The sequence below is a fragment of the Streptomyces sp. NPDC048197 genome (assembly GCF_043202395.1).
Classification (GTDB): Bacteria; Actinomycetota; Actinomycetes; order Streptomycetales; family Streptomycetaceae; genus Streptomyces; species Streptomyces siderophoricus.
Window position 1 is genome coordinate 86523 of the sequence record NZ_JBIDAJ010000021.1, and the last position, 21303, is coordinate 107825.

17 protein-coding genes are annotated in these 21303 nt (G+C 71.2%); 6 read left to right on the plus strand and 11 right to left on the minus strand.

What is annotated here, in order from left to right; all coding sequences use genetic code 11:
• Nucleotides 1–30 precede the first annotated feature (30 nt).
• Entirely contained in the window at nt 31–1089 is a 1059-nt protein-coding gene (locus ACGF4C_RS25610) for a family 2 encapsulin nanocompartment cargo protein terpene cyclase (protein ID WP_393569149.1), read from the minus strand.
• A 17-nt stretch (nt 1090–1106) separates the two neighbouring features.
• Complete coding sequence (locus ACGF4C_RS25615; RefSeq protein WP_393569150.1) at nt 1107–2549, minus strand: family 2B encapsulin nanocompartment shell protein; 1443 nt, start codon at nt 2547–2549, stop codon at nt 1107–1109.
• A 279-nt stretch (nt 2550–2828) separates the two neighbouring features.
• Here ACGF4C_RS25615 and ACGF4C_RS25620 point away from each other — a divergent pair, with 279 nt between their 5' ends.
• Nucleotides 2829–3362 carry an RNA polymerase sigma factor gene (locus ACGF4C_RS25620; RefSeq protein WP_393569151.1) on the plus strand — a complete coding sequence of 178 codons (534 nt, stop codon included), beginning with the start codon at nt 2829–2831 and terminating at the stop codon, nt 3360–3362.
• On the plus strand, nt 3359–3814 hold the full coding sequence (locus ACGF4C_RS25625) for a hypothetical protein (protein ID WP_393569152.1): 456 nt from the start codon (nt 3359–3361) through the stop codon (nt 3812–3814). The genes ACGF4C_RS25620 and ACGF4C_RS25625 overlap by 4 nt, the downstream gene beginning before the upstream one ends.
• Nucleotides 3815–3818: 4 nt before the next feature.
• Here the strand turns inward: ACGF4C_RS25625 and ACGF4C_RS25630 are convergent, their stop codons facing one another.
• From ACGF4C_RS25630 to ACGF4C_RS25640, 3 genes are all read right to left on the minus strand, one after another.
• Nucleotides 3819–4727 carry an alpha/beta fold hydrolase gene (locus ACGF4C_RS25630; RefSeq protein ID WP_393569153.1) on the minus strand — a complete coding sequence of 303 codons (909 nt, stop codon included), beginning with the start codon at nt 4725–4727 and terminating at the stop codon, nt 3819–3821.
• A 118-nt stretch (nt 4728–4845) separates the two neighbouring features.
• The gene (locus tag ACGF4C_RS25635; RefSeq protein WP_393569154.1) at nt 4846–6051 is read right to left on the minus strand and encodes a hypothetical protein; all 1206 of its coding nucleotides are present in this window, start codon (nt 6049–6051) and stop codon (nt 4846–4848) included.
• Between the two features lie 77 nt (nt 6052–6128).
• On the minus strand, nt 6129–7370 hold the full coding sequence (locus tag ACGF4C_RS25640; RefSeq protein ID WP_393569155.1) for an MFS transporter: 1242 nt from the start codon (nt 7368–7370) through the stop codon (nt 6129–6131).
• Nucleotides 7371–7476: 106 nt separating this feature from the next.
• Here ACGF4C_RS25640 and ACGF4C_RS25645 point away from each other — a divergent pair, with 106 nt between their 5' ends.
• From ACGF4C_RS25645 to ACGF4C_RS25655, 3 genes are all read left to right on the plus strand, one after another.
• Complete coding sequence (locus ACGF4C_RS25645) at nt 7477–7893, plus strand: acyl-CoA thioesterase (RefSeq protein ID WP_393569156.1); 417 nt, start codon at nt 7477–7479, stop codon at nt 7891–7893.
• Between the two features lie 215 nt (nt 7894–8108).
• A complete protein-coding gene (locus tag ACGF4C_RS25650) occupies nt 8109–11726 on the plus strand; it encodes a hypothetical protein (RefSeq protein ID WP_393569157.1) in 3618 nt (1205 codons plus the stop codon).
• A 414-nt stretch (nt 11727–12140) separates the two neighbouring features.
• Entirely contained in the window at nt 12141–12455 is a 315-nt protein-coding gene (locus ACGF4C_RS25655; protein ID WP_393569158.1) for a hypothetical protein, read from the plus strand.
• A 138-nt stretch (nt 12456–12593) separates the two neighbouring features.
• Here ACGF4C_RS25655 and ACGF4C_RS25660 read toward each other — a convergent pair whose 3' ends face one another.
• The 4 genes from ACGF4C_RS25660 to ACGF4C_RS25675 form a co-directional block, all read right to left on the minus strand.
• On the minus strand, nt 12594–13067 hold the full coding sequence (locus ACGF4C_RS25660; RefSeq protein ID WP_393569159.1) for a carboxymuconolactone decarboxylase family protein: 474 nt from the start codon (nt 13065–13067) through the stop codon (nt 12594–12596).
• A gap of 181 nt (nt 13068–13248) precedes the next feature.
• Nucleotides 13249–15342 (minus strand): PQQ-binding-like beta-propeller repeat protein, encoded by a 2094-nt coding sequence (locus tag ACGF4C_RS25665; protein WP_393569160.1) that lies wholly within the window; start codon nt 15340–15342, stop codon nt 13249–13251.
• A gap of 36 nt (nt 15343–15378) precedes the next feature.
• Complete coding sequence (locus tag ACGF4C_RS25670; protein ID WP_393569161.1) at nt 15379–17562, minus strand: protein kinase; 2184 nt, start codon at nt 17560–17562, stop codon at nt 15379–15381.
• 4 nt (nt 17563–17566) lie between these two features.
• Nucleotides 17567–18442 carry a serine/threonine protein kinase gene (locus ACGF4C_RS25675; RefSeq protein ID WP_393569162.1) on the minus strand — a complete coding sequence of 292 codons (876 nt, stop codon included), beginning with the start codon at nt 18440–18442 and terminating at the stop codon, nt 17567–17569.
• Nucleotides 18443–18754: 312 nt separating this feature from the next.
• On the opposite strand from ACGF4C_RS25675, the gene ACGF4C_RS25680 reads away from it, so the two are divergent.
• Complete coding sequence (locus tag ACGF4C_RS25680) at nt 18755–19600, plus strand: SDR family oxidoreductase (protein WP_393569163.1); 846 nt, start codon at nt 18755–18757, stop codon at nt 19598–19600.
• 94 nt (nt 19601–19694) lie between these two features.
• Here the strand turns inward: ACGF4C_RS25680 and ACGF4C_RS25685 are convergent, their stop codons facing one another.
• Nucleotides 19695–20732 carry a D-alanine--D-alanine ligase gene (locus ACGF4C_RS25685; RefSeq protein ID WP_393569164.1) on the minus strand — a complete coding sequence of 346 codons (1038 nt, stop codon included), beginning with the start codon at nt 20730–20732 and terminating at the stop codon, nt 19695–19697.
• A gap of 73 nt (nt 20733–20805) precedes the next feature.
• Nucleotides 20806–21270, minus strand: a complete 465-nt coding sequence (locus tag ACGF4C_RS25690) for a GNAT family N-acetyltransferase (protein WP_393569165.1) — start codon at nt 21268–21270, stop codon at nt 20806–20808.
• Between the last annotated feature and the right edge of the window lie 33 nt (nt 21271–21303).

A 21303-nucleotide genomic window follows, 5' to 3' on the forward strand; every position in this document is an offset into this window, starting at 1 on the left:
CGTGGCTCCTTGCGAGGTGCGCGGATCGGTCTACCAGTAATTCGGCAGGTGATAGCGGTCGGTGTTGGTGGCGTGCCACTCGTGGTTGCCGGAGACCCAGTCGGCCAGGCTCCGGACGTACCGTTCGAGGAGGGGCGAGAGGGCGGCCAGCGGGGCCGACTCCGTCTCGAACGCCTCCATGATCTGGTTGTGGATCTCCACGCTCTTGAGGTAGGCGGCCTTGAGACCGCGTTGGTCGTTGGCGGCCACGACCTGCGGCAGGTTCAGATGGGTCGGGTCACTGGCCAGCTCCTTGGTGAAGGAGTACAGGTCGTTGACGATGGTCGTGGCGTTACAGGCCAGCGCGGTGACCCGCTGGACCTCGGGGCGGACGTAGAGCGCTTCGGGCAGTTCGTAGCCGTCCACGGCGTCCACGATCGACAGACAGGGCCGGAAGTTGTTGAACTGCCGCATCACCAGGTACTCCCAGACCTGTGGTACGTGCCGTGTCTCGGCCCAGGACGCCTCGGCGAGATAACCGAGGTGCAACCGGGCCATGTCATGCACGAACCGGTCGGTCTGACTGGGGGTGGCGAAGGCCGCGTAGTCCTTCAGGGCCCAGTGGTACGAGCGCAACGGGCCGTCGGCCTGTACGCCGCTGCGCCACTCCGCCTCCGTTTCGGCGGTGCCGTGGAACGGGTCGAGGGCCGACTGGGCCATGATCAGCCGCCCGCCCAGGCCGCGGCGCGCACCGCCCCGGCCTTCGTCCTCCTCGCAGTAGCAGCTGTCGACGAGGTTCTCGGCCAGCAGCAACTCGCCCGCGACGGTGAGGCGTTCGAGATCGGCCGCACCGGGGTGCTGGAGGACGACGGCCCGGCCGAACTGGAACTGCGCGAAATCCCCCGTCCACTGCGCGGGGAAGAGGTCCAGTCCGCGGGCCCATGCCTCCAGTCTGCGGTCGACCTCCTTGACCTTTTCCGGGTCGGCGGGGGTGGCGGGTTGGTACCGCAGCCCGGGGACGGCTCCGCCGCGTCGGGCCCGCGAGGAGCCGGCGAGGCTCGGCGGACCGGGCAACGAGAAGGCGGCGGCGGTGTTGGGGGGCGTGCTCATGGTCGTACTCCACCTGGTCAGTCGGTGCTCCGGCCGATCTGGACGTTCTCCAGGACTCCGGCTGCGTCGGGCACGAGGATGGCCACCGAGTAGTAGGCGGTGATCAGGTAACGGATGACGGCGGCCTGGTCGATGCCCATGAAACGGACGTTCAGCCCGGGCTGGAACTCCTCGGGGATGCCGGTCTGGTACAGGCCGACGACTCCCTGGTCCGCCTCTCCGGTGCGCAGCGCGATGATGCTGCTGGTGTTCGTGTCGCTGATCGGGATCTTGCCGCACGGGAAGATCGGGACGCCGCGCCAGGCGGGGACCTGGTGCCCGTTGACGTCCGCCGTCCCCGGCACCAGGCCGCGTTTGTTGCACTGCCGGAAGAAAGCGGCGATCGCCTTCGGGTGGGCCAGGAACAGCCGGGTCTTGCGGCGCATGGCCAGCAGGTCGTCCATGTCGTCCGGGGTGGGTGGGCCGGTGTAGGTACTGATGCGCTGGCCGTAGTCGGTGTTGTGCAGCAGCCCGAACTCCCGGTTGTTGACCAGTTCCCACTCCTGGCGCTCGCGGATCTCCTCCACGGTCAGCCGGATCTGCTGCTGCGTCTGGTCCATCGGGTCGTTGTAGAGATCGGCGACCCGGCTGTGGACCCGCAGGACGGTCTGGGTCAGCGAGAGTTCGTACTCGCGCGGAGCGAGGTCGTAGTCGACGAAGCCGCCGGACAGCGTCGGCTCGCCGACGTGCCCCGCCTGTACCGGCACATCCGCCTCGCCCTTGCGGTTCGTGGGGCGCTGCTGCCGCTCCGCGTACGCCGTGAGATGAGCGGCCAGGGACGGCACCCGGTCGGTGAACTCCCGGATCACGTCCCAGGGAAGCGCCATCAGCACGCCGGCCGTTTCGGCCCGGACCGAGCTCTGCCACCGCGGATCGGGCCGGCCGACCGCCTCGTCGCCCATCTGGTCGCCGTCCGTGACGACGCCGAGGACCTCCTCCTCGCCGTACTTGCCGGCGGTGTAGCGGACGAACCGGCCGTGGACGACGAGATACGCCTCGGTGGCCGGCTGTCCTGCCTCGAAGAGGGTCTGACCGGCCCGGACCTCCCGGACGTGGAAGCGGCCGGCGATCTCCTTGAGGACCTCGATGTCGTCGTAACCGCGCAGGACGGGCAGCTCGGTGAGGGTCTGGGGGATCACCTTGATGTCGTCCGCGCCGTTCTGCTCGAACTGCACACGGCCCCGGCCCACCCGGAGTTGCAGACGCCGGTTGACCCGGTAGGTACCGCCCTTGACGTCCACCCACGGCAGCATCTTCAGCAGCCACCGCGAGGTGATGGCCTGCATCTGGGGCTCGGACTTGGTGGTGGTCGCCAATCGGCGCGCGGCCTGGGTGCTCAGGCTGGTGAGCGCGCCGTCCGCGGGTGGTTCGAGATCGGGCTCTTCGGTAGCGGGACCGGTGACGCTGTCCGGTACGGACACTTTCCCTCCCGGGACGTGAACAGAAGTGAGCAGAACGGCCGGTGGTGAGCGGGATGGCCGTGTGCGGGATCAAGCCAAACAGGAGGAAGAACGGGTTGGTACGGCGCGAAAGGGGGCGACCTCCGCATTCAGGAGTCACAAACCCCAAAACGATGCAAGCGGAGCGCATTCCTGCCTCCGCACGCCCTCCGGCCGCTGCATGATCCAGGAATACCCGCGCCGGGACCGGTCACCTCCTCCCACCGCCCCGCCCGCAGCCCCGCGATACGGTGTCCCGCGATGGATGACGACGTGCGGCCCTGGGACGCGGCGGCGCCGCTCGTACGGGCCGCGCAGCGCGGCGATGCCCTCGCCATGGACGACCTGCTCAAGCTGGTCACGCCGTACGTCACGCGGTTGTGCGGCTCGATCGCCCCGCGCGACACCGCGGACGCCGTGCAGGAGTCCCTGCTCGCGGTGTTCCGGGGGCTGCGCGGGCTGCGGGATCCCCAGGCGTTCTACGGGTGGGTGCGGGCGGTCACGGTGCGGGAGGCCGCCCGGGTGGCCCGCCGCACCGCGAGCGAGACGCCCGCCGATCCCCAGGAGATCGGCCGGCTGCGGGACCTGCTCCCCGGCGTCGGCGGCGAACTGACCACGGAGGTACGGGACTTGCTTGCCCGACTGCCGGTCCGGCACCGCACCGTACTCGTACTGCGGGAGCTGGAAGGCCTGGACGAGCGGACGACGGCCGCGCTGATCGGCGTACCGGAAGGCACTGTGAAGTCACGTCTGAGCAGGGCCCGTTCCGCCTTCCGGAAGGCGTGGACGCGGTGACCGCCCCCGACCAGGTCGCCCGGCTGCGCGTACTGGCCGCCGGACTGCGCGCCCCGCTCTATGCCGAGGCCCGGATCGCCCTGCCGTTCGACCGGGTGTGGGCGGTCGTCGCCGACCTGGAGGGCGAACTGCCCCATCTGATCTCCTTCGTCCGGGAGTTCAGGGTCCCGCCCGGTGACAGCGAGCGCAAAGCCGCGCAGGCCGAGGACGTCCTCGGCCTGCGCGGCCCGTTCGACGTGCGGCTGAGCACCGGATGGTGCCTGATGCAGTCCCGCCTGGTGACGATGGGCATCGCCGCCGAGCCGGACGGCACCGGGACGCGGCTCGCCGTGTGCGGGGCGGCGCGTCCCGCCGCCCTGGGGCCGGTGCAGCGCGTCTACCGCAGCCTGCTCGGGAAGCGCCGCACACGTGCCTTCTTCCGCGCGGTGGAGCAGCGCGCCGCCCTGCGCTGACCTCTCAGCAGGTCCTGTCCTTCCGCTCTGTCCGTGCTCCGGCGCCGGCGATGAGTTCCCGCAGTGCCTCGGCCACCAGCGTCGGCCGCTCCTCGTGCAGATGGTGTCCGGCGCCCGGCACGATCCTGACGGCCAGGTCGTCCGCGTGGGGCTCACCGCGCAGCAGGGCCGGCGGGATCACCGGGTCGTGCTCGCCGACCAGGACGCACGTCGGGACGGTCAGCCGCTGCCGGCGGTGGGTTCCCCGGAAGCCCGCCGGAATGTCCCGTACGACGTACTGCCAGAACATGGCCTGCCCGGCGTGCGCCGAGGCCTGTGCCGCCGCCGTGAACTCCGTGAGGTCCGCGTCCTGCCAGGCTCGCGGGTCGGCGACCGCGCGCCGCAGCAGGTACCGGGTGAAGGCCGGCCAGTTCCGCAGGACCAGCCGTCCGACCACCGGGTACTCAAGGAAGGCGGTGAACCACATCCGCCACAGATTCGGCAGGACGTCGCGGTGGCGCGTCCACGGGTGCGCCATGTTCAGCGCCAGGAAGGCGCGGAACCGCCCCGGGGCCCGCTGGCAGAGCCGGAAGCCCACCCCGGCACCCCAGTTGTGCCCGACCAGCGTCACCCGGTCGAGATTCAGCTCGTCGAGCAGCGCGAGGACGTCGTCGCCGAGTCCGTCCGTGTCGTAACCGCGCCTGGTCTGCTCCGACCAGCCGAAGCCGCGCAGATCGACGCAGATCAGCCGGTGATCGTCGGCGAGCAGCGGGACGAGCGCGCGCCATGCGTACCAGTGCTGCGGGAAGCCGTGCAGCAGCACCACGGGCTCGCCGCTGCCGAACTCCGCGATGTGCAGCCGTGCCCCACGGACCGTCACCCACCGGTGCTCGGCCCCTTCGAGTGTGGGCAGGGGGCGGTCGCTGCTGATCATGTGGGAATCCCTTCGCCGGGTGCGAGAAGCCGCTTACACCCGCCAGGAGGCGGCCGCCCCCGCGAAAGTTCCCTCGCATTTGTGCGTCCGTACAGTTCTCGCGGACAGCCCTGTGGTCCTAGGCGTCGGCGAGGTCCTGACCGGGTTCCTGAAGGGGTTTCTGGCCGGAAGCCTGGGCGGAGGCCGTGGCATCGGCGGTCTTCGTCCGGCCCCCGGCCAGCCGTAGCGTCACGGCAGCCACGACTCCCGCCACCAGGCCGAAGGTGAGTGCGGCCGGGACGCCGTCACCGATGCCGGCGGCCAGATGCAGCAGCCCCCAGCGCAGACCGGTCCCGTCCGTCACCATCCGCAGCAGCTGGCTCGCCAGCAGGCCCAGCACGGTGGCGCACACCGCGCCGACCGCCATCGCCGGGACGGTGGCGCGGGTGAGCAGTCCGGGCAGTCGCCGCAGTGCCCACCACACCACGGCGAGCAGCAGCACATCGGCGGCGCGATACAGCAGCCAGTCACCGAGCGGCGCCCCCGTCGGGCCGGTCCAGGCGCCGAGCAGCAGCCACTGGCGCAGCAGGTCGCCCGGTTCGGAGAGCAGCCCGACGTTCGGGGAGATCCTCTGGAGCGCGGCGGCGACCGACTGGTACGAGAGGACCACCAGGGACAGGGCGATCACCGCGGTCCCGGCGGTGGCGGCCAGGCGGGCGGCGCGTGCCGGGACTTCCACCGGCGGCAGCGGATCATCACCGTTGGCGGTGATCCGCGCGGCGAGCACGGTCGCCACCGCCGCGACCAGCGCGGTCACCACCAGGATCTGCCGCCCGGAGCCGATCACGCTCGCCAGATGGGGCAGGAAGCGGAAACTGCCGTGCCCTCCTGCGGCAAGCATCCACGGCGCCGAGACGGTCACCGCCAGGGTCCCGGCCACCACACCCCACGCCCACATCGCGAGCACCGCGGCCGCCGTCCGGCCGCGGCCGCCCACCGGCGGCAGCCTGCGGACCAGGAGCACCGCCCCGAGCAGGAAGAAGGCGAAGACCGTGCCGAACCGGATCTGCAGTGCGGTGGTGTACAGCGAGAGGTAGCGGGCCCCGTCGATCGGGGCCGCGTCCCCGACCCCGCCGGTCGGCTCGCCGCCGAACTGGGCCGAGGACGGGGGGTCGTACGACCAGGGGGCGAGCCAGTGCTCCAGCTCGGCGGTGGCCGGGCCGCCGATGACGTTGGTGGCGCCCGGCAGGTGCAGCGCATGCGCGCTCGTCCCCGCCCACCACAGAAGCGCCGTGAGCACCACCGCTCCGGCCAGTGCCGGTATCGCCGCACGCCGATATGTCATGTGTTCCCCCGCCTTGGTCAGGCATCCTGCGAATCCCCGGTTCAAGTGCAGACTACGGGGCGTCGATCACACGCGGATCACGGCCGTGCACCGTTGGACCGGGCCGGGAAGCCGTGTGCGCGGGCGGCCGGTACGACGACGAGGACCGGGACGAGGAGGACCAGGACGGCCCAGGGGAAGGCATCGGCTCCGACGGCCCGCAGGAGGAGACCGCCGATGATGCCTCCGGCGGCCATCGCCGCGTTCCACAGGGTCACCAGCATGGCCTGGGCGGCATCGGCCGCCCCGCCCCCGGCTTGGCCTGCGGCGGTCTGCAACAGGGTGGGAACGCCGCCCCAGCCCAGACCCCACAGAGCGACGGCGACGTACACCAGCGCGTGGCTGCCGGAGAACGCGCCCAGGACCGCGGCGGCGACGCCGACCAGTACGGCGCTGGCGAGGGTCAAGGTGCGCAAGTGGCCGTGGATGAAGGTGCCGACGATCCAGATGCCGGCCAACGAGGCGATGCCGAAGACCAGCAGGGCCGCATCGGTCCGGCCGCCGAGACCGATGTGGTGGAGGAAGGTGGCGATATAGGCGTAGAGGATGGTGTGCGCCAGAACGAAGACGAGGGTGACGAACAGCACCGGGGCCACACCCGGGACGCGCAGGGTCCGGCGCATGGGCAGCTTGCCGCCGGCCCTCTGGCCCGGGTAGTCGGACACGGTGACAACGATCCAGACCAGCAGCACCAAGGTCAGGGCCGTCATGGCGAGGAAGGCGGCCTGCCAGGAGACCACCTGGCCCAGGAAGGTGCCGGCCGGGACGCCCAGGGACAGGGCGACGGGAATGCCCGCCATGGCGATCGCGAGGGCCCGGCCCTCCTGGTGAGGGGCGACCATCCGGCGTGCGTAACCGGCCAGCAGGGCCCAGGCCAGTCCGGCGGCCACGCCGGCGACGAACCGGGCGACGAGGGTCAGCGGGTAGTTCGCCGACCACGCGGTAACGGTGTTGGCGACGGCGAAACCGGCCATGGCCGTCAGCAGCAGGCGCTTGCGGCGCCAGCCGGCGGTGGCGGCGGACAGCGGGATCGCCGTGAGCACCGTGCCGAGCGCATAGATGGTCACCGTCTGGCCGGTGGCCGACTCGCTCGTGTGCAGCCCGGCACTCATCGCGGGCAGCAGCCCCGCAGGCAGGGTCTCGGTGAGACTGGTGATGAACACCGCGATGGCCAGCGCGAGCAGCGCGCCGATCGGCAGACCGTTGCGCGTGGTTGATGGCCCGTCAGAAGAGAGCGTTGAAGGTATGGCGGTGTCTGTGGGTAGCTGGGTGCTTCGCATGAGGGGATGCTGAAACGTTCCCATTAGTGTGAAGGTCAAGTCCCGCTCGCCTGCAGGCAACTCCGCACCTCGATCGTCCGTGCGGGAGGTGGCTACGATCTCGCCCATGACCAAGCTCTTCACGCACCGGCTGCGGGTGCGCTACAGCGAGTGTGACCAGCAGAACGTGGTGTTCAACGGCCACTACCTCTTCTATTACGACGTTGCCGTCACGGAGTTGTGGCGCGAAGCCGCGGGGGGCTATGCAGCCATGCTTGCGGAGGGTGCCGATCTGGTGGTGGCAGAAGCACGGATTCGTTATCGCCAGGGGGCACGTTTCGATGAAGTGCTCGACATCGAGATGCCCCTCACCCACCTCGGAACGACCAGCATGATCGTCTCCCCGAGATTCAAGGTCGGCGAACGGCTCATCGCGGACGGTGAAGTGCGGCACGTGTTCACCGACGCCGTGGCCGGCGGCAAGAAGGAGATGCCCGGCGTAATCCGGAAGGCATTCCAGCCCTACCTCTCAGCAGCGGAATAGCGCCCGGACGGGCGTCAGTTGGTCCGCCCGTGCATTGGCTTGTTCTCAACCTTTTCGCTGCGCAGTCCGGGCACGGCCTGGACGCCCGGTCCGAATACTCCACAAGAAGTTCGAGATTTGATCGAGTCTCCGTGGGTTAGCTTCCTCTCATCGCCTGACCGCCCGCCGTTGTGGCCGCGGCTCCCTTTTCAGGCGCGAAGTCGATGGGGGGAACCATGGACATCGCACTTCCGACCGACGACACCGGTGGCCCGGCCCGCTGCTGTGTCTTTCTCTCCGACAACAGGACCGGCGGCCCCGTCTCCGGGGTGCTGGCATTTCTGGAAGCCCAGCTGACCGTTTTGGAGGAAGGCTCCGACGGTGAGGTGGGGGCTGCCGCCCGTGCCGGGGGAACGGCCCGTATCCCGTTGGGGCTGCTCGGCAGTGACCACGCCGGGTACCTCTCGTGGGACCTGGCGCCGCTGTGGCGGCAGGCCCTGCAACTGGCGGAGCGGCCCGACGGCTCCACCGCCGAGGTACGGCTCGCCCATGTGTGGCTGTACCTCGGCGGTCCGCTGCAGAGCGCGGTGGACGTCCTGGCCGAGGCCGACGAGCGGGCGCAGGCGCTGGTCCTGCGGCTCGGCGTGGACCGCGACGGTGTCTTCACCGGCTCGGCCACCGGCTTCCCCGCGATGCAGTCGCCCTCGCTCCTCGACTGGTACCTCTCGCCGGGCTCCTTCGCGTACGTACCGGCCGAACTCATCGGGCAGGACGGCTGCGAGACCCTGCTGCCGTCCAATGTGGCCACCCAGCAGTACCAGGTGCACCAGATCGTGACCGTCCCGGATCTCACGGCGAGCCTGGACTTCGGCGCCCAGTACACGGCCCCGGCCGGGGAGGGCGGGGGAACCTCCGACCCCTCCGGTCACTTCGCCCCCTCCGAACACCCCGGTCCCTCCGACGGCTCCCCAAGCTCCCGTGCCCTGGCCGGCTTTCCGGTGCCCATCGCCCTGGTCATCAGCTACGACGTGACCTGGATCCCCGTGGGACACGGGCTCGGGCAGGTCACCTACAGCCTCCCGCTGGCACCGGGCGAACAGGTGCAACTCGCGGTCGTGGACTGGTCGCGCACTTCTACGGACAGCCGGCTGGAGGACATCGCGCTCACGGACGACCTTGAGCATGCCCTCACCCGTGACCGGACCGTCGACGAGGTCGTCAAGGGCGCCGTCAACGAGTGGCAGCGCGGCGGCTCGGTGATGACCGGCGCGGCGGGCGCGGCGTCGATGGGCATGTTCGGCGGCTCCGCCGCGATCGGCGGCGGCTACGCCACGACCTCGGGCGACCGGAGCGTGTCGGCGGACACCGTGCAGAACCTGCACGACCAGATCCGCCAGCACTCCACCTCCGTACGCGACATGCGCAGCACGGTGGTCGTGCAGTCGCGCCAGGCGGAGAGCTCCACGGCGCAGACCCGGACCGTACGCAACCACAACCACGCGCACGCGATGACCCTGCTCTACTACGAGGTGCTGCGGCACTTCCGGGTCCTCGTCGAGCGCCGCAGGGTGCGGCCGGCCGTCCTGCTGCCCGCGGCGTCCCCGAACCTCGACGACGAGCTGGTCATCGTCCGCTACCGCCGCCTGCTGCAGGCCGGGCTGCTCGATCCGCAGCTGGCCGGGGGATTCGACGCGGTGGAGAAGTACGCCGCCTGGCGGGAACTCCAGCCCGAGGTGCCGGTGCCGCCCGATCCGGGCAGCGTGGAGTTCATCCTCTTCCAGTTCCGCTTCACCATCGGTGACCTGTCCAGCTTCCAGGACCGGGTGCCCACGACGGTCACCCTGACCCAACGGGCGCCGGACGGCGGCCAGAAGGTCACCGATCTGATCCGTCCGCAGCACAGCGACTGGGACCCCGATCCGACCCATCTGCAGAATCCCGGTGACTTCCAGCACACCCACGCCGTGGTCGACCTCGCCGGTGTTCCCCGGCCCGACGAGCGGGTCAACTGGCGTGATCTGCGGACGATTTCGGTGACCCTCGTCCCGCCCCACACCGAGGGCAGGAATGACGACGTCGCCGTGGAGCACCTGGTCGTCACGGCCGTGGACACCGCGGGCAACACCCACCTCCTGGTCGACGAGCCCAGCGGCAAGCTGTTCCAGAAGCCGTCCACGACCTGGGCGCTGGCGGCCCGGCAGGCTCCGGAACCCGCGCCCGCACCGACCCCGTTCCAGCGGCTCAGCGATGAGGAGAACCTGCTGCGGATCCGGCTGCGCAGGCACCTGGTGCAGAACCGCGAGCACTACTACCGGCTGATCCGGCTCGGCGAGGACCCCAATGCCCGGTGGACCGAACTGGCGGGCAGCAGCCTCACCGTCGGGGGCACCACGCGCCCGCTGTTCCAGGCCGTCGAGAACCGCGCCCTGGAGGTGCTCGGGGATTCCACGGCCTTCCCGCTCGACCCCGCGCTGTTCGACGGGGCGGGGGAGGGGCCGGTACGTCTTCCGGAGGTGGAGCCGGCCCGCAGCGAGCAGTTGGTCAGCCTGCCCACCCGCGGAGTCTTCGCCGAGGCCAAACTCGGCCACTGCAACTCCGCGGAGGTCATCGACAACACCCGGTTCTGGGACTGGCAGAAGTCACCCGATCCGGACAGCGCCCCGCAGATCGCGCCGGTGTCCACGGCGAGCCGGGAGGTGGTCGTCTCCACGACCCCCTCGGGGCTGCCCGCCTCCGCGGTCACCATCGTCCAGCCGCCGCAGGCACCCGATCCCGTGGGCATGGCGGCGGCCCTCCAACTCCTGGGCAAGGGTGACATCTTCCGCGACGAGTCGATGCAGAAGGAGATCGCCGCCCTGCTGACCTCACTGGCCAGCAACGCGGCCGGGCTCGCCGGCAAGAACCCCGGAGCGCCCGGCACACCGGGCACCCCCGGCAGCGGCCCGACGCCGGGCACGGGAACGGGCGGGGGCACGGGGCCAGGCACCCCCGGCACGGGCTCCGGCCCGGGCGCTCCGACCGGCGGCGGCACCGGGACCCCGGGCGGCGGTATGCCGGGCGGAGGCACCGGTACCGGAGGCACTACGTCCCCGGGCACCGGCGGAACGCCTGCCGACCCGGGCGGCACACCGGGTACGACAGGACCCGGCACGCAACCCGGCACCGGCGACGGCGGCTCAGGTACGCCGAAGCCCCCCGCTCCGGCGCCGCGTCCCACCCCACGGCCGCCCGTTCCCATCGGCTCGGACAACCGCTCGTTCGTGTTCAGCTTCGCCCCGGTCAGTTTCGGCCCCAGCGAGGCGGACTGGGAGCGCGGAAGGTTCGCCATCGCGATCTTCCAGGACGGCAAGCCGGTGCTCAGTCAGGACAATGTGGAGCCCGCGGCGCCCAGCGTCATCCTCAACGGCAAGGTCGCCCCGGACAAACCGCTGGACGTCGTGGTCGACGGCTCGTCCACCCACTGGGTGACCTACCCCTCGATCTACTCCTCCGCCATGGCGGGCAACCCGTCCACCCGCGGGACGCCTCCCGGCGTCCTGATCACCACACATCTGGTCGGCAAACTGACGCTCGCCGGCCTGGATCCCAAGCAGCGCAGTTACGTCTTCTCGATCCAACGAGAGGTCAAGTTCACCTCGGTGACGCTGAGCGAGCAGCAGATCCGGCAGCAGGGTCTGGAGAAGGTGGTGTCGGGGCAGATCAACGCCAGCTTCGACAAGGTGATTTCGTTCGGCGCGGGACTCAGCTCGTCCGAGACGTCCTCGACCAGCACCGGGACCACCACCAACAAGACGGACACCGTGCCCGTCACGTTCTTCACCGGCCTGATGTCCATCAACCAGGTCAAGAACTGAGCCGACCAAGGCAGAGGCCTGACTGTGGTGCGGGGGTGATGCCTGGGACAGAGCCGGAGCCGGGAGCGTCTGCTCGGCTTCCGGCTCGCTCTCCCATGTCCTATGACAAGAGCAAGTGCCTTCGGTGACTGGGATGTTGGGGCACGTGGCCTGCGCATCCGGTGCGGCGGCGAAAGGCCGGTGCGATGGCGACTTGTGATCCCATTTACGGCTTCCCCGGGCGGGACAGCCCCTATGCTGTCACCTCGCAATGACTCTACGTGGTGAGTTTTTGGGGGGAATGTGAAGAGGGCAGCGTTAGCACTGCTTGCCTGTGGGCTCGGCTCGGTGCTCTTGTTGGGGTGTGGAGGTGACACAGAGGTTGACCAGTCATCGGCCGACATCGCCGATGCCGTCAGGGACTTGCAAGGCGCCATGACGAAGGAGACAGCGGCCGTCAAAGCGGGCGACGCACGTCAGGAGACCGAGAACGTGCAGCGCGTCGCGCAGGTCGATCACGACCGGCTCGTGCAGCTGGCGGAGCGCGCGCCGGCGGACACGCAGAACTTCGCCGACGCGGCCGAGTCGTGGGCCAAGGCCGTGTTGTCGGACCGTAGTGCCGTCATCGCGGGGGCACGCGCGGACACCGGTAAGGCGGCGACGCTCAACATCCGCCTGACCGCCAAGAAGGTGGACTCCGAAGCGGCACGGCTGGACATCACGCCGTGGCACAAGCTCGACCAATACTGACCGGGGACTTCCGGCGGCCAGCAGCTCTGGCTCTCGCCCGACGGACCGGCCGTCGACCTGCTCTCATCAATGCACTCCGCTGCCTCGGACCGACCGCCGAGGCGCGGAGTGCTTTGCTGTGCGAATGCCAGGTGAATGCTATGCGAACTGGCCGGGCCGGTAGTCGCCGGCGGGCTGCTGGACGATGACGTTCAGGCGGTTGAAGGCGTTGATCAGGGCGATGGCGCAGACAAGCGCGGCGAGCTGCTCCTCGTCGTAGTGCTTGGCGGCCTGTGCCCAGGCATCGTCCGTGACACCGCCGGCCGCGTCGGCGATCCGGGTGCCCTGCTCCGTCAGCTCCAGGGCAGCGCGCTCGGCGTCGGTGAACACCGTCGCCTCCCGCCAGGCCGCGACCAGGTGAAGGCGCGTCGCGGTCTCCCCGGCGTGCGCGGCGTCCTTGGTGTGCATGTCGGTGCAGAACCCGCAGCCATTGATCTGACTGGCGCGGAGCTTCACCAGTTCCTGCGTCGCGGCCGGCAGGGTCGAGTCCGCGAGCACCTTGCCCGCAGCGACGATGTGCTTCCCGGCCTTGGCCGCGATCGGGCTGGTGAAGAGGTTCAACCGAGCTTCCATGGTGCACTCCTGTGCCGTCGTTGAGTGGTAACACCTCTTGGACGGACCAGCCCCGCATGGTGTGACACGGAGGAATGTGACGCGCGTCTCCTGTCGTACGGCGGAGTGGGCGGGACTGGGCACTTTCGTTGGGATCAACGGTGTGTGGCCCCTGGATCTCTCCCGGGGCCGATACCGCCCTTCAGAAGACCGAAAGCGCCAGCAACGTCGTGCGGTTGAGGACGAAGAGGCGGTTCCCACTGGCGGCGATGGTACGGGAGCCGCCGCCGGCGAGGGCGTATGTCTGAGGCTGGTCCTCGCCGGAGCGCGGCAGGCCGGTCACGCCGGTCTCGTCGCTCTCCACCACCCAGACGCTGTTCCCCTGGACGACCGGTGGCCGCCACGGAGGGACGACGCCGGTGACCATCCTCGGGTCGGCGGCCTGGCTGCCGTCGGAGCGCAGTGCGCGCAGCGCGTCGCAGTCCAGTGCGTAGACCACGCCGCCGGCCACGGTGGGCGGCCCCCACCCGGCGACGCCCTGTCTGGGCGGTCGCAGAGGATTCAGGGCCCACAGCTCGCGACCGCCGGCCGCCTCCACCGCCGCCAGGCTGGTACCGCCGAGATACACGGTGGTCCCGTCGACGGCAGGCCGCAGCGGTCCTTCGGCCTGGCCCTTGCGGACCCATGCGCGGGCTCCGTCCTCGGCACGGACCGCGGCCACGTCCCCCGTCTCCGTGCAGAGCACCAGATGGCCGGCGCCGAGTGCCGCGGCGGGGTGGCCGCCCGACAGCGGCAGCGGCGGCTGCCGGGTCCACCGCACCTTCCCGTCGGTCCCCACACAGCGCAGCCGGCCGTCGGAGGTCAGCAGGTAGACGGCATGGGCGTCCGCGGCCAGCAAGGCACCCACCGCCGCGTCCACCGTCCATCGGGGGGACCCGGTGGCGGCCACCCAGGTGCGCAGCGTCCCCTCGCCGTCGGCGGTGGCCACCAGCCGGTCGCCGATCGACAGGTAGCCGGCGTCCGCCTTGGCGTCGCCGACCCGCCACCGTTCCCGGCCGTCGGTGACCCGGCGCGCCGCGATGCCGCCGCCGGAGGCCGCGAACACCACCACATCGCGCACCGGCAGCGGGGCCGGCGATCCGGCGTCGGCCACACCCTGGAGGGGCCCCCACAGCAGTTTCGGGGTGCCGTCGGCGGAGCCGAGCGGCGCGGCCCGCACCTTGGCGGCCGGCGGGATGTCGAAGGGGTCGGCCGGGGTGTCCGTACCGCCACCACGGCTGAGCCACCAGGCCGTGCCGCCGCCCGCCGCCAGCAGGGCGCCACCGCCGACGGCCGCGGCCAGCAGCCGCCGCCGGGGGAGACCGTGGGCGCCGTCGGCGGCACCCACGGAGGTGGGGGAGGACGCGATCGAACGGTCCGTCAGGCGGCGTGCCGTCGCCTCCCGTTGCCGGATCTCGTCGCCCAACCGGCCCGATTTCCACAGCCGTTCGGGCTGGCGCGGTGCCGCAGCGGCTTCCGCGACCTGGGTGGGCAGCGGGCGTGCCGCCGGGTCCTTCGAGAAACAGGGCGTGATCAGATACCGCAAGCCCTCAGGAACGGCCGCCAGGTCGGGGCTGCCGTGCACGACCTCGTACAGGACGGCGGTGACCTCGGCGCCGGTGTAGGCCGGCCGGCCGCCCGCGGCGAAGGCGAGCACGGCGCCGAGGGAGAAGACGTCGGCCGCCGGTCCGACGCGCCGCCCGAGGACCTGCTCCGGTGCGCCGTAACCGGGCGTGACCGGGATCTGCCCGGTGCGGGTGAGGGTCAGGCCGTGCTCGGGGCGGGCGATGCCGAAGTCGATCAGACGGGGGCCGCGTGAGGTGAGGACGACGTTGGGGGGCTTCACGTCCCGGTGGACCAGCCCCGTGGCGTGCACGTCCTGGAGCGTGCGGGCCAGGGACCGCGCCAGTTCCCGTACGGCGGAGTCGTCGAGCGGCCCGAAGCGGTCGACGGCGTCGTCCAGCGTCGGGCCGGCCAGGAACTCCGTGGCGATCCACGGCCTGCCGCCCTCCAGTTCGGCGGCCAGGACGCGTGCCACGCCCTCACTGGTCACCGCCTGCGCGGTCCGCGCCTCCCGGAGGAAGCGGTCGGCCAGGTGCCCGTCATGGGCGAGCTCCGGCAGCAGGACCTTCACCGCGGCGGGGCGTCCGGAGGCGTCCACTCCGAAGTACACCTTCCCCATGCCGCCCTCTCCGAGGACGCCATGGAGGCGGTAGGGGCCCAGGCGCAGCGGATCTCCCTGGCCGAGGGGTTTCACAGGCGGTCGTCTCCAGGATCGGGAACGGGCAGGACGTCAGGCGAGCGGGAGGGCGAGGGTCCGCTTCTCCTGGCGGACGTACAGATGGCCGCCCTTGGCGTCGGCGGACAGGACGAGCGGTACCGTCTCGTACGTCCAGACGGCCCTACGGGCGCGCAGGTCGACGGCGCGGAGGCCCTTGTCGTCGGCGCAGTACGCGTACCGCTTTCCGATCGCCGGGGCCACGTTCCGGTTGTTCTTCCTGCCGGACAGCCCCTTCTCCTGCCAGTTCAGCGTGCCGGAGAGGGCGTCGACGGCGATCAGTCCCTGGTCCGCCTCGGTGCAGTAGAGGACGCCGTCGTGGAGGACCGGCGTGCCGTACCGACGCTCCTCGCCCGCGCTGTCTCCGACATCGCGGTCCTTCCCGAAGAGCCACTCGAGCCCGCCGTCGGACAGCCGGCGGGCGGTGAGGCTTTCGGCGCCCATATAGAGGTTCCGGTCGTCGATGACCAGCCGGGACGGCGGGGTTATGCCGGCGAACGTCTCGGACATCTCCCACAGTCGGCGGCCGTGGTCCTTGTCGTACGCGGAGAGGCCGAGGAACTTCGAGCCCTCGCTCGGGCCACCGCACAGCACCACCCGGGATCCCACCACGGCACCGCACAGCGCCGGCGGGAAACCCTCGGTCTGCGGCCCGTCCACCGGGCTGCGCCAGCGCTCCTTGCCCTTCCCCAGGTCGGCCGCGACCAGGTACCAGCGCTTGCCGGAGGCGGCCTTGGCCACCAGGTACGCGATGCCGTCGACCACGCACAGCAGCTGGTTGTACTGCTCCTTGCCGGCGAACGCGGACAGTTCCACCAGGGGCTTGCCCAGTTGGCCGTCGATCTGCGAGACCTCGCACACCGCGAGCGCCGCCCCCTCCTCCTGGTCCCGCAGGGCGTACACCCGGGTTGCGTCGGTGGCCGACCGCCAGGTCTCGGCGATGTTCGCCTGCCATGTGCCCTTGCCCGACTCGGCGTTGATGCCGCACAGCACGATGCCCGCGCGCATGACCAGATTGCGGCCCACCCGCGTCACCTCGCCCCCGGAGTCGGGGCACCGGATGGTGGTGTTCCACAGCTGGGTCGGAGGCTTCGGCCGGTCGACGGCGTCCTTCTTCGTGCCGCCGCCCCCGTCGTCCCCGGAGCCCCCGAACAGGGCCCAGCCCCCGCCGCCGAGGAGGCCGCCGCCCAGCAGGGCGCCCCCGGCCACGGTCAGCAGCCGCCGCCGCGAGACGCCCGGCGCGGGGGCGGCCTCGGTCCGCGGCGTCTCGGTGGGCACCGGTGGTGGCAGGCGGTGCGGCGGCTCGCGCCACACCTCGTCGCTGCGGCGGGCGATCTCCCGCAGTACCGCGTCGGGCAGCAGGTCAGCGAAGCCGCCGCGGTCGCCCGGGGTGACCCCGGCGCCGCCCAGTGCGGTACGCAGCTCGGTGGTGGACGGGCGGTGCGCGGGATCCTTGGCCAGGCAGCGGACGAGCAGGGGCCGCAGCGGCTCGGGAACCCCGCCGAGGTCCGGCTCGCCGAACCGGACCCGGTACAGCAGATCGGTGGGGGCCCCGCCGCCGAACGGACCGACGCCGGTGGTGGCGAAGACCAGCACTCCGGCCAGCGCGAACACGTCGCCGGCGGCGGCGTGTTCCAGGCCCGCGGCCTGCTCGGGTGACATGAACGCCGGCGTTCCCACGGCGCTGCCGACGTTCGTCAGATGCTCGTCGCCGAAGGCCCGGGCGATGCCGAAGTCGATGATCCGCGGGCCCTGCGCGGTCACCAGGATGTTGGACGGCTTCAGGTCGCGGTGCACCACCTCCGACCGGTGCAGCTGCTCCAGCCCGGCGGCGAGGGCCGCGCCGAGGGCGCGCACGGCCGGCTCCGGCAGCGGCCCGCCCGCCTCGACGGCCACGTCCAGCGGCGGGCCGAGCACGTACTCCGTCGCCAGCCACGGGGTGGGTGCCTGGGGATCGGCGTCGACGACCACCGCACCGTGATCGGAGCCGATGACGCGTGCCGCGTCCGTCTCCAGCCGGAAGCGGGTCCGCAGCGTGGTGTCCGCGGCGAGACGGGTGTGCAGCGTCTTCACCGCGACCGTGCGTCCGCCCGCCGAACGGGCCAGGTAGACGGTGCCCATGCCGCCTCCGCCGAGGCGGGCGAGAATCCGGAACGGCCCGACGGTGTGCGGGTCGTCGTGCAGAAGGGGGGAGATCATGACTTCAGTGCCCTTGGGTGGGGAGTGCGGCGGCCAGGACCTCCGCCGACTGACGGGACAACGCCTCGACGATCCGGCCGGGCAGCGACATCGGCTCCGTGGCGCCGGTCAGCGCGCCGTACGCGGCGCCCGGCAGCAACTCCGCCAGCACCCTTGCCGGTTCGGGGCGGCCTTGCGGATCGCGCGAGCGGCACGCCGTGACGATGTCCCGCAGGCCGGCGGGGATCTCCTGCCGCTCGGGCACGGTGTGCCCGGTCGCCGCGTACGCCAGCACGGCGCCCAGCGCGTAGACGTCCGCGGCCCGGTCCGCCGGTCCGCCCGCCGCCAGCTCGGGGGCGAGACAGCCGGTCTCCAGCCCGGTGGCCTGCGTGGGCGAGGCGGCCCCGGTCACCGGGTTCGCGCGGGTCGCACCGAAGCAGCCCAGCAGCGGCCCGCAGGCGGTCAGCAGCACACCCGCCGGGCAGAGCCCGCCGTGCACGATGCCCAGGACATGGGCCGAGGCCAGGGCTTCGGCCAGCGTGCCGCCGAGGGTACGGACCAACGGCTCCGGCAGCGGACCGCCGTACGCGGCCAGCACGGCGGGCAGCGGCAGTGCGGGCCGGTACGGGGAGGAGTACCACGGGAAGGCCGGCGTCCCCCCGAGCCGGCCGACCGGCCAGAAGCCGGGCTGGGTCAGCCGGGCCGCCTGCTGCGCCTCGGCCGCCCACCGCGCCGGATCACCGCCGGGCGACGGCAGAAACGCCAGCACGGTGTGCCCGCCGTCAGCGCTTCGGGCCAGATAGCGACGCTCGGGAACGCCTCTGCTGCCGTCGGCGTCGAGACGCGCCAACGTCAGAAATTCCCCGATCCGCGCAGGATCGTCCTGCCGCAGCCGCTCCACTCGTTTCTCCCCCGTCAGGCTCGATACGGACGTGAGCCTATATACGGCGGGGGCGGGGGCCGGAAGGGGGGCCGCATCGGGGACGACGGCCGGCACATGGCGTCCGAAGTGCGCATTTTCGCCCGGGAGGGCGAGCAGCGTGGTCACTGAGAGGCTGGCCCTGGTCGCTCACTGCCGACTGACCGTCCGGAACCGCCAGTTGTTGCTGCGCCCCCCAGCGCGCGTCGATCGCCAGGACGGTGTGTTCCACTCTTGGCGTACTCACTACTCACTTCTTGGCGTACCCACTGCTACCGCCTCAAGGAGGCACGGATGATTCTGGTGACCGGTGCGAGTGGGAATGTCGGAACGGCTCTCCTCGCTCGTCTTTCGGCCGACGGTGTGGCCGTGCGTGCGGCCTACCGGGATCCGCACACCACGGCCCAGGTGATCAAGTCGGGCGGTCGGGCGGTGACGCTCGATCTGGCCGAGCCGGACACACTCGGGCCGGCACTCGACGGCATCGAGTCCGTCTTCCTCCTCGGGGCGACGGGCCCGGCCCAGACGACACATGAACTCAACATGGTGGAAGCCGCCCGTGCGGCGGGAGCGCGGGTGGTCAAGCTGTCGGTCTGGCGGGCCGACGAAGGACTCTCGCCGATCGCCCGGCTGCACCGGCCCGTCGAACAGGCACTGGTCACGTCCGGCCTCCCGTGGACGATCCTGCGACCCAACTTCTATCTGCAGAACTTCCTGAACCAGCCGTCCATCCGGGCGGCCGGGGAGTTCAGCCTGCCGCTGATCACCGCACCCATAAGCTTCATCGACGTCAGCGATATCGCCGCTGTCGCTGCACGGGTTCTCACCACTGACGGCCACGACGGCTGCGTCTACGACCTCACCGGGCCCAAGGCACTGACTTACGCCGAAGCCGCGGAAACCTTCTCCGATGTCCTCGGTAAGCCGGTGCGCTATGTGGGACTGCCCGACGACGAAGCGCGTACGGCAATGCTGGGCCGTGGGCTGCCGGAGTTCCATGCCGATGCCCTGATCGACGTTGCCCGCGCCTTCCGCGACGGTGGCGCCGAGACCGTCACGTCAACGGTTGCCGATCTCACCGGCCGCGAAGCCCTCGGGTTCGCCGATTTCGTGCGGCAGAACCGCCATTTCTTCGTTTGACCGTGATGAGTGTCGCCCTGGCGTCGTTCGGGGCCTTCAGCTGCGCGCAGCCGCCCGGGCCCCGGCCTGCCCGCAGACAAGTGAGACCTGCACCTCAGCGCGGTGAAAGGTCCATGAGGCGCTGAATCAGGTCGGGGTAGGTCCAGCCTGCCGCTGTCGCCGCGAGCGGCAGCAGGCTCGTCGCTGTCAGGCCCGGGAGCGCGTTGACTTCGAGGCACATCGGTTCGCCGCCGGCGTCGCAGCGGAAGTCGGTGCGTGAGTACGAGTTGCCGCCGAAGCCGAGGGCCTGATGGGCACGCAGGGCCAACTCCTGTAGCCGGGAGGCGAATTCGGTCGGCACCGGTGCCGGGCACACTTCGCTGACCGCCCCGGACTGATACTTGGCCGTGTAGTCGAACACCGACGTCGTCAGCTCGATCTCGACCACGGGGAGCACCTCGCCGCCGACCACGGCCACGGTGAACTCCCGCCCGGAAAGGAACGGTTCCACGATCAGCTCCGCCTCACCGGAGCGCGTCCGGGCTGCCACCCGCGCCAGCTGCGGGAGCGAGTCGACGTAATGGACCGACACGCTGGAACCGTCCGCAACCGGCTTGACCACCACCGGACCCGCCGCCACCAGCCGCTGCACGGCCGCCGGCAGGTCACTTGCCGCCGGCCGCCACAGCACCCGCTCGGTCACCGGGACGTCTGCCGCAGCCAGTACCGCCTGCGTGCGCCCCTTGTGCCAGGCCGCCGCGCATGCCGCGCTGCCCGCGCCCGTGAACCGTACGTCCGTCATCTCCAGCAGCGCCTGCACATGCCCGTCCTCGCCCCAGCCGCCGTGCAGCGCCAGGAACACCAACTCCGCGTCGCGCAGCAGCTCCAGGACGGGACCGCCGGTCAAGGCGGCGTGCATCCGCCGTCTCAACCGAGGCAGGCCTGCGGGGGACGGCGGTTCCTTGCCCACCGCGAACCCGTCGACCGCGTCGCCGGGCCGCAGCGGCCCGGCCAGGACCGGCACCTCGGCGGCCGGGTCGACCAGCACCACCTCGTGCCCCCGCTCAAGCAGGGCCCCGGCGACCGACCGGCCCGAGGCCAGGGAGACATCGCGTTCCGAGCTCTCCCCACCACACAAGATCACCACACGCACAGCTGACTCCCGTACCCTTCTCCGGCCTGGCTCGCCTCGCAGCGAGCGGCCGGCTCAGTCGTCCACTCCCCGGTCAATTGGCGCTGTGGCCGGTCGCTTCATGGTGCGGCGCGGGGCTCAGGATCATCAGTTGTTCGGGGTTCGGGACGGGGGCGAATCCAACCTTCGCGTAGACCCCGTGAGCGTCGAGCGTGGAGAGCATGACGCGCTTGAGCCGGTACGGGGCAAGGTGGTCGCGGACGGCACCGGCGAGCCAGGTGGCGAGCCCCTTCCCGCGGTGTGCGGGAGCGACGTAGACATCGCAGAGCCAGGCAAAGGTTGCCCGGTCGGTGACGACACGTGCGTAAGCGACCTGGGAGCCGGTGGCGTCATGGACGGCGAAGTTGAGGGAGTTGCGCACCGACTGCTCGACCGTTTCCCGGCTGCGGCCCAGCGCCCAGAACGCATCGGTCGAGAGCCAGCGGTGCACCAGGCCGATGTCGAGGCGGTCGGGGTCCGTGGAGAGCTGGTATCCGTCTTCCCTGCTGCTGTTGACCATGGGAAGGCAGCGTAGCGGCAGGACTTGGAAGTT

Bases quoted from the DNA above. Each gene is read 5' to 3' on its own strand.
- ACGF4C_RS25670 (WP_393569161.1), bottom strand. From the start codon at position 17,562: ATGATCTCCCCCCTTCTGCACGACGACCCGCACACCGTCGGGCCGTTC.
- ACGF4C_RS25660 (WP_393569159.1), bottom strand. From the start codon at position 13,067: ATGGAAGCTCGGTTGAACCTCTTCACCAGCCCGATCGCGGCCAAGGCC.
- ACGF4C_RS25640 (WP_393569155.1), bottom strand. From the start codon at position 7,370: ATGCGAAGCACCCAGCTACCCACAGACACCGCCATACCTTCAACGCTC.
- ACGF4C_RS25680 (WP_393569163.1), top strand. From the start codon at position 18,755: ATGATTCTGGTGACCGGTGCGAGTGGGAATGTCGGAACGGCTCTCCTC.
- ACGF4C_RS25655 (WP_393569158.1), top strand. From the start codon at position 12,141: ATGACGAAGGAGACAGCGGCCGTCAAAGCGGGCGACGCACGTCAGGAG.
- ACGF4C_RS25620 (WP_393569151.1), top strand. From the start codon at position 2,829: ATGGATGACGACGTGCGGCCCTGGGACGCGGCGGCGCCGCTCGTACGG.
- ACGF4C_RS25650 (WP_393569157.1), top strand. From the start codon at position 8,109: ATGGACATCGCACTTCCGACCGACGACACCGGTGGCCCGGCCCGCTGC.
- ACGF4C_RS25690 (WP_393569165.1), bottom strand. From the start codon at position 21,270: ATGGTCAACAGCAGCAGGGAAGACGGATACCAGCTCTCCACGGACCCC.
- ACGF4C_RS25630 (WP_393569153.1), bottom strand. From the start codon at position 4,727: ATGATCAGCAGCGACCGCCCCCTGCCCACACTCGAAGGGGCCGAGCAC.
- ACGF4C_RS25610 (WP_393569149.1), bottom strand. From the start codon at position 1,089: ATGAGCACGCCCCCCAACACCGCCGCCGCCTTCTCGTTGCCCGGTCCG.
- ACGF4C_RS25635 (WP_393569154.1), bottom strand. From the start codon at position 6,051: ATGACATATCGGCGTGCGGCGATACCGGCACTGGCCGGAGCGGTGGTG.
- ACGF4C_RS25645 (WP_393569156.1), top strand. From the start codon at position 7,477: ATGACCAAGCTCTTCACGCACCGGCTGCGGGTGCGCTACAGCGAGTGT.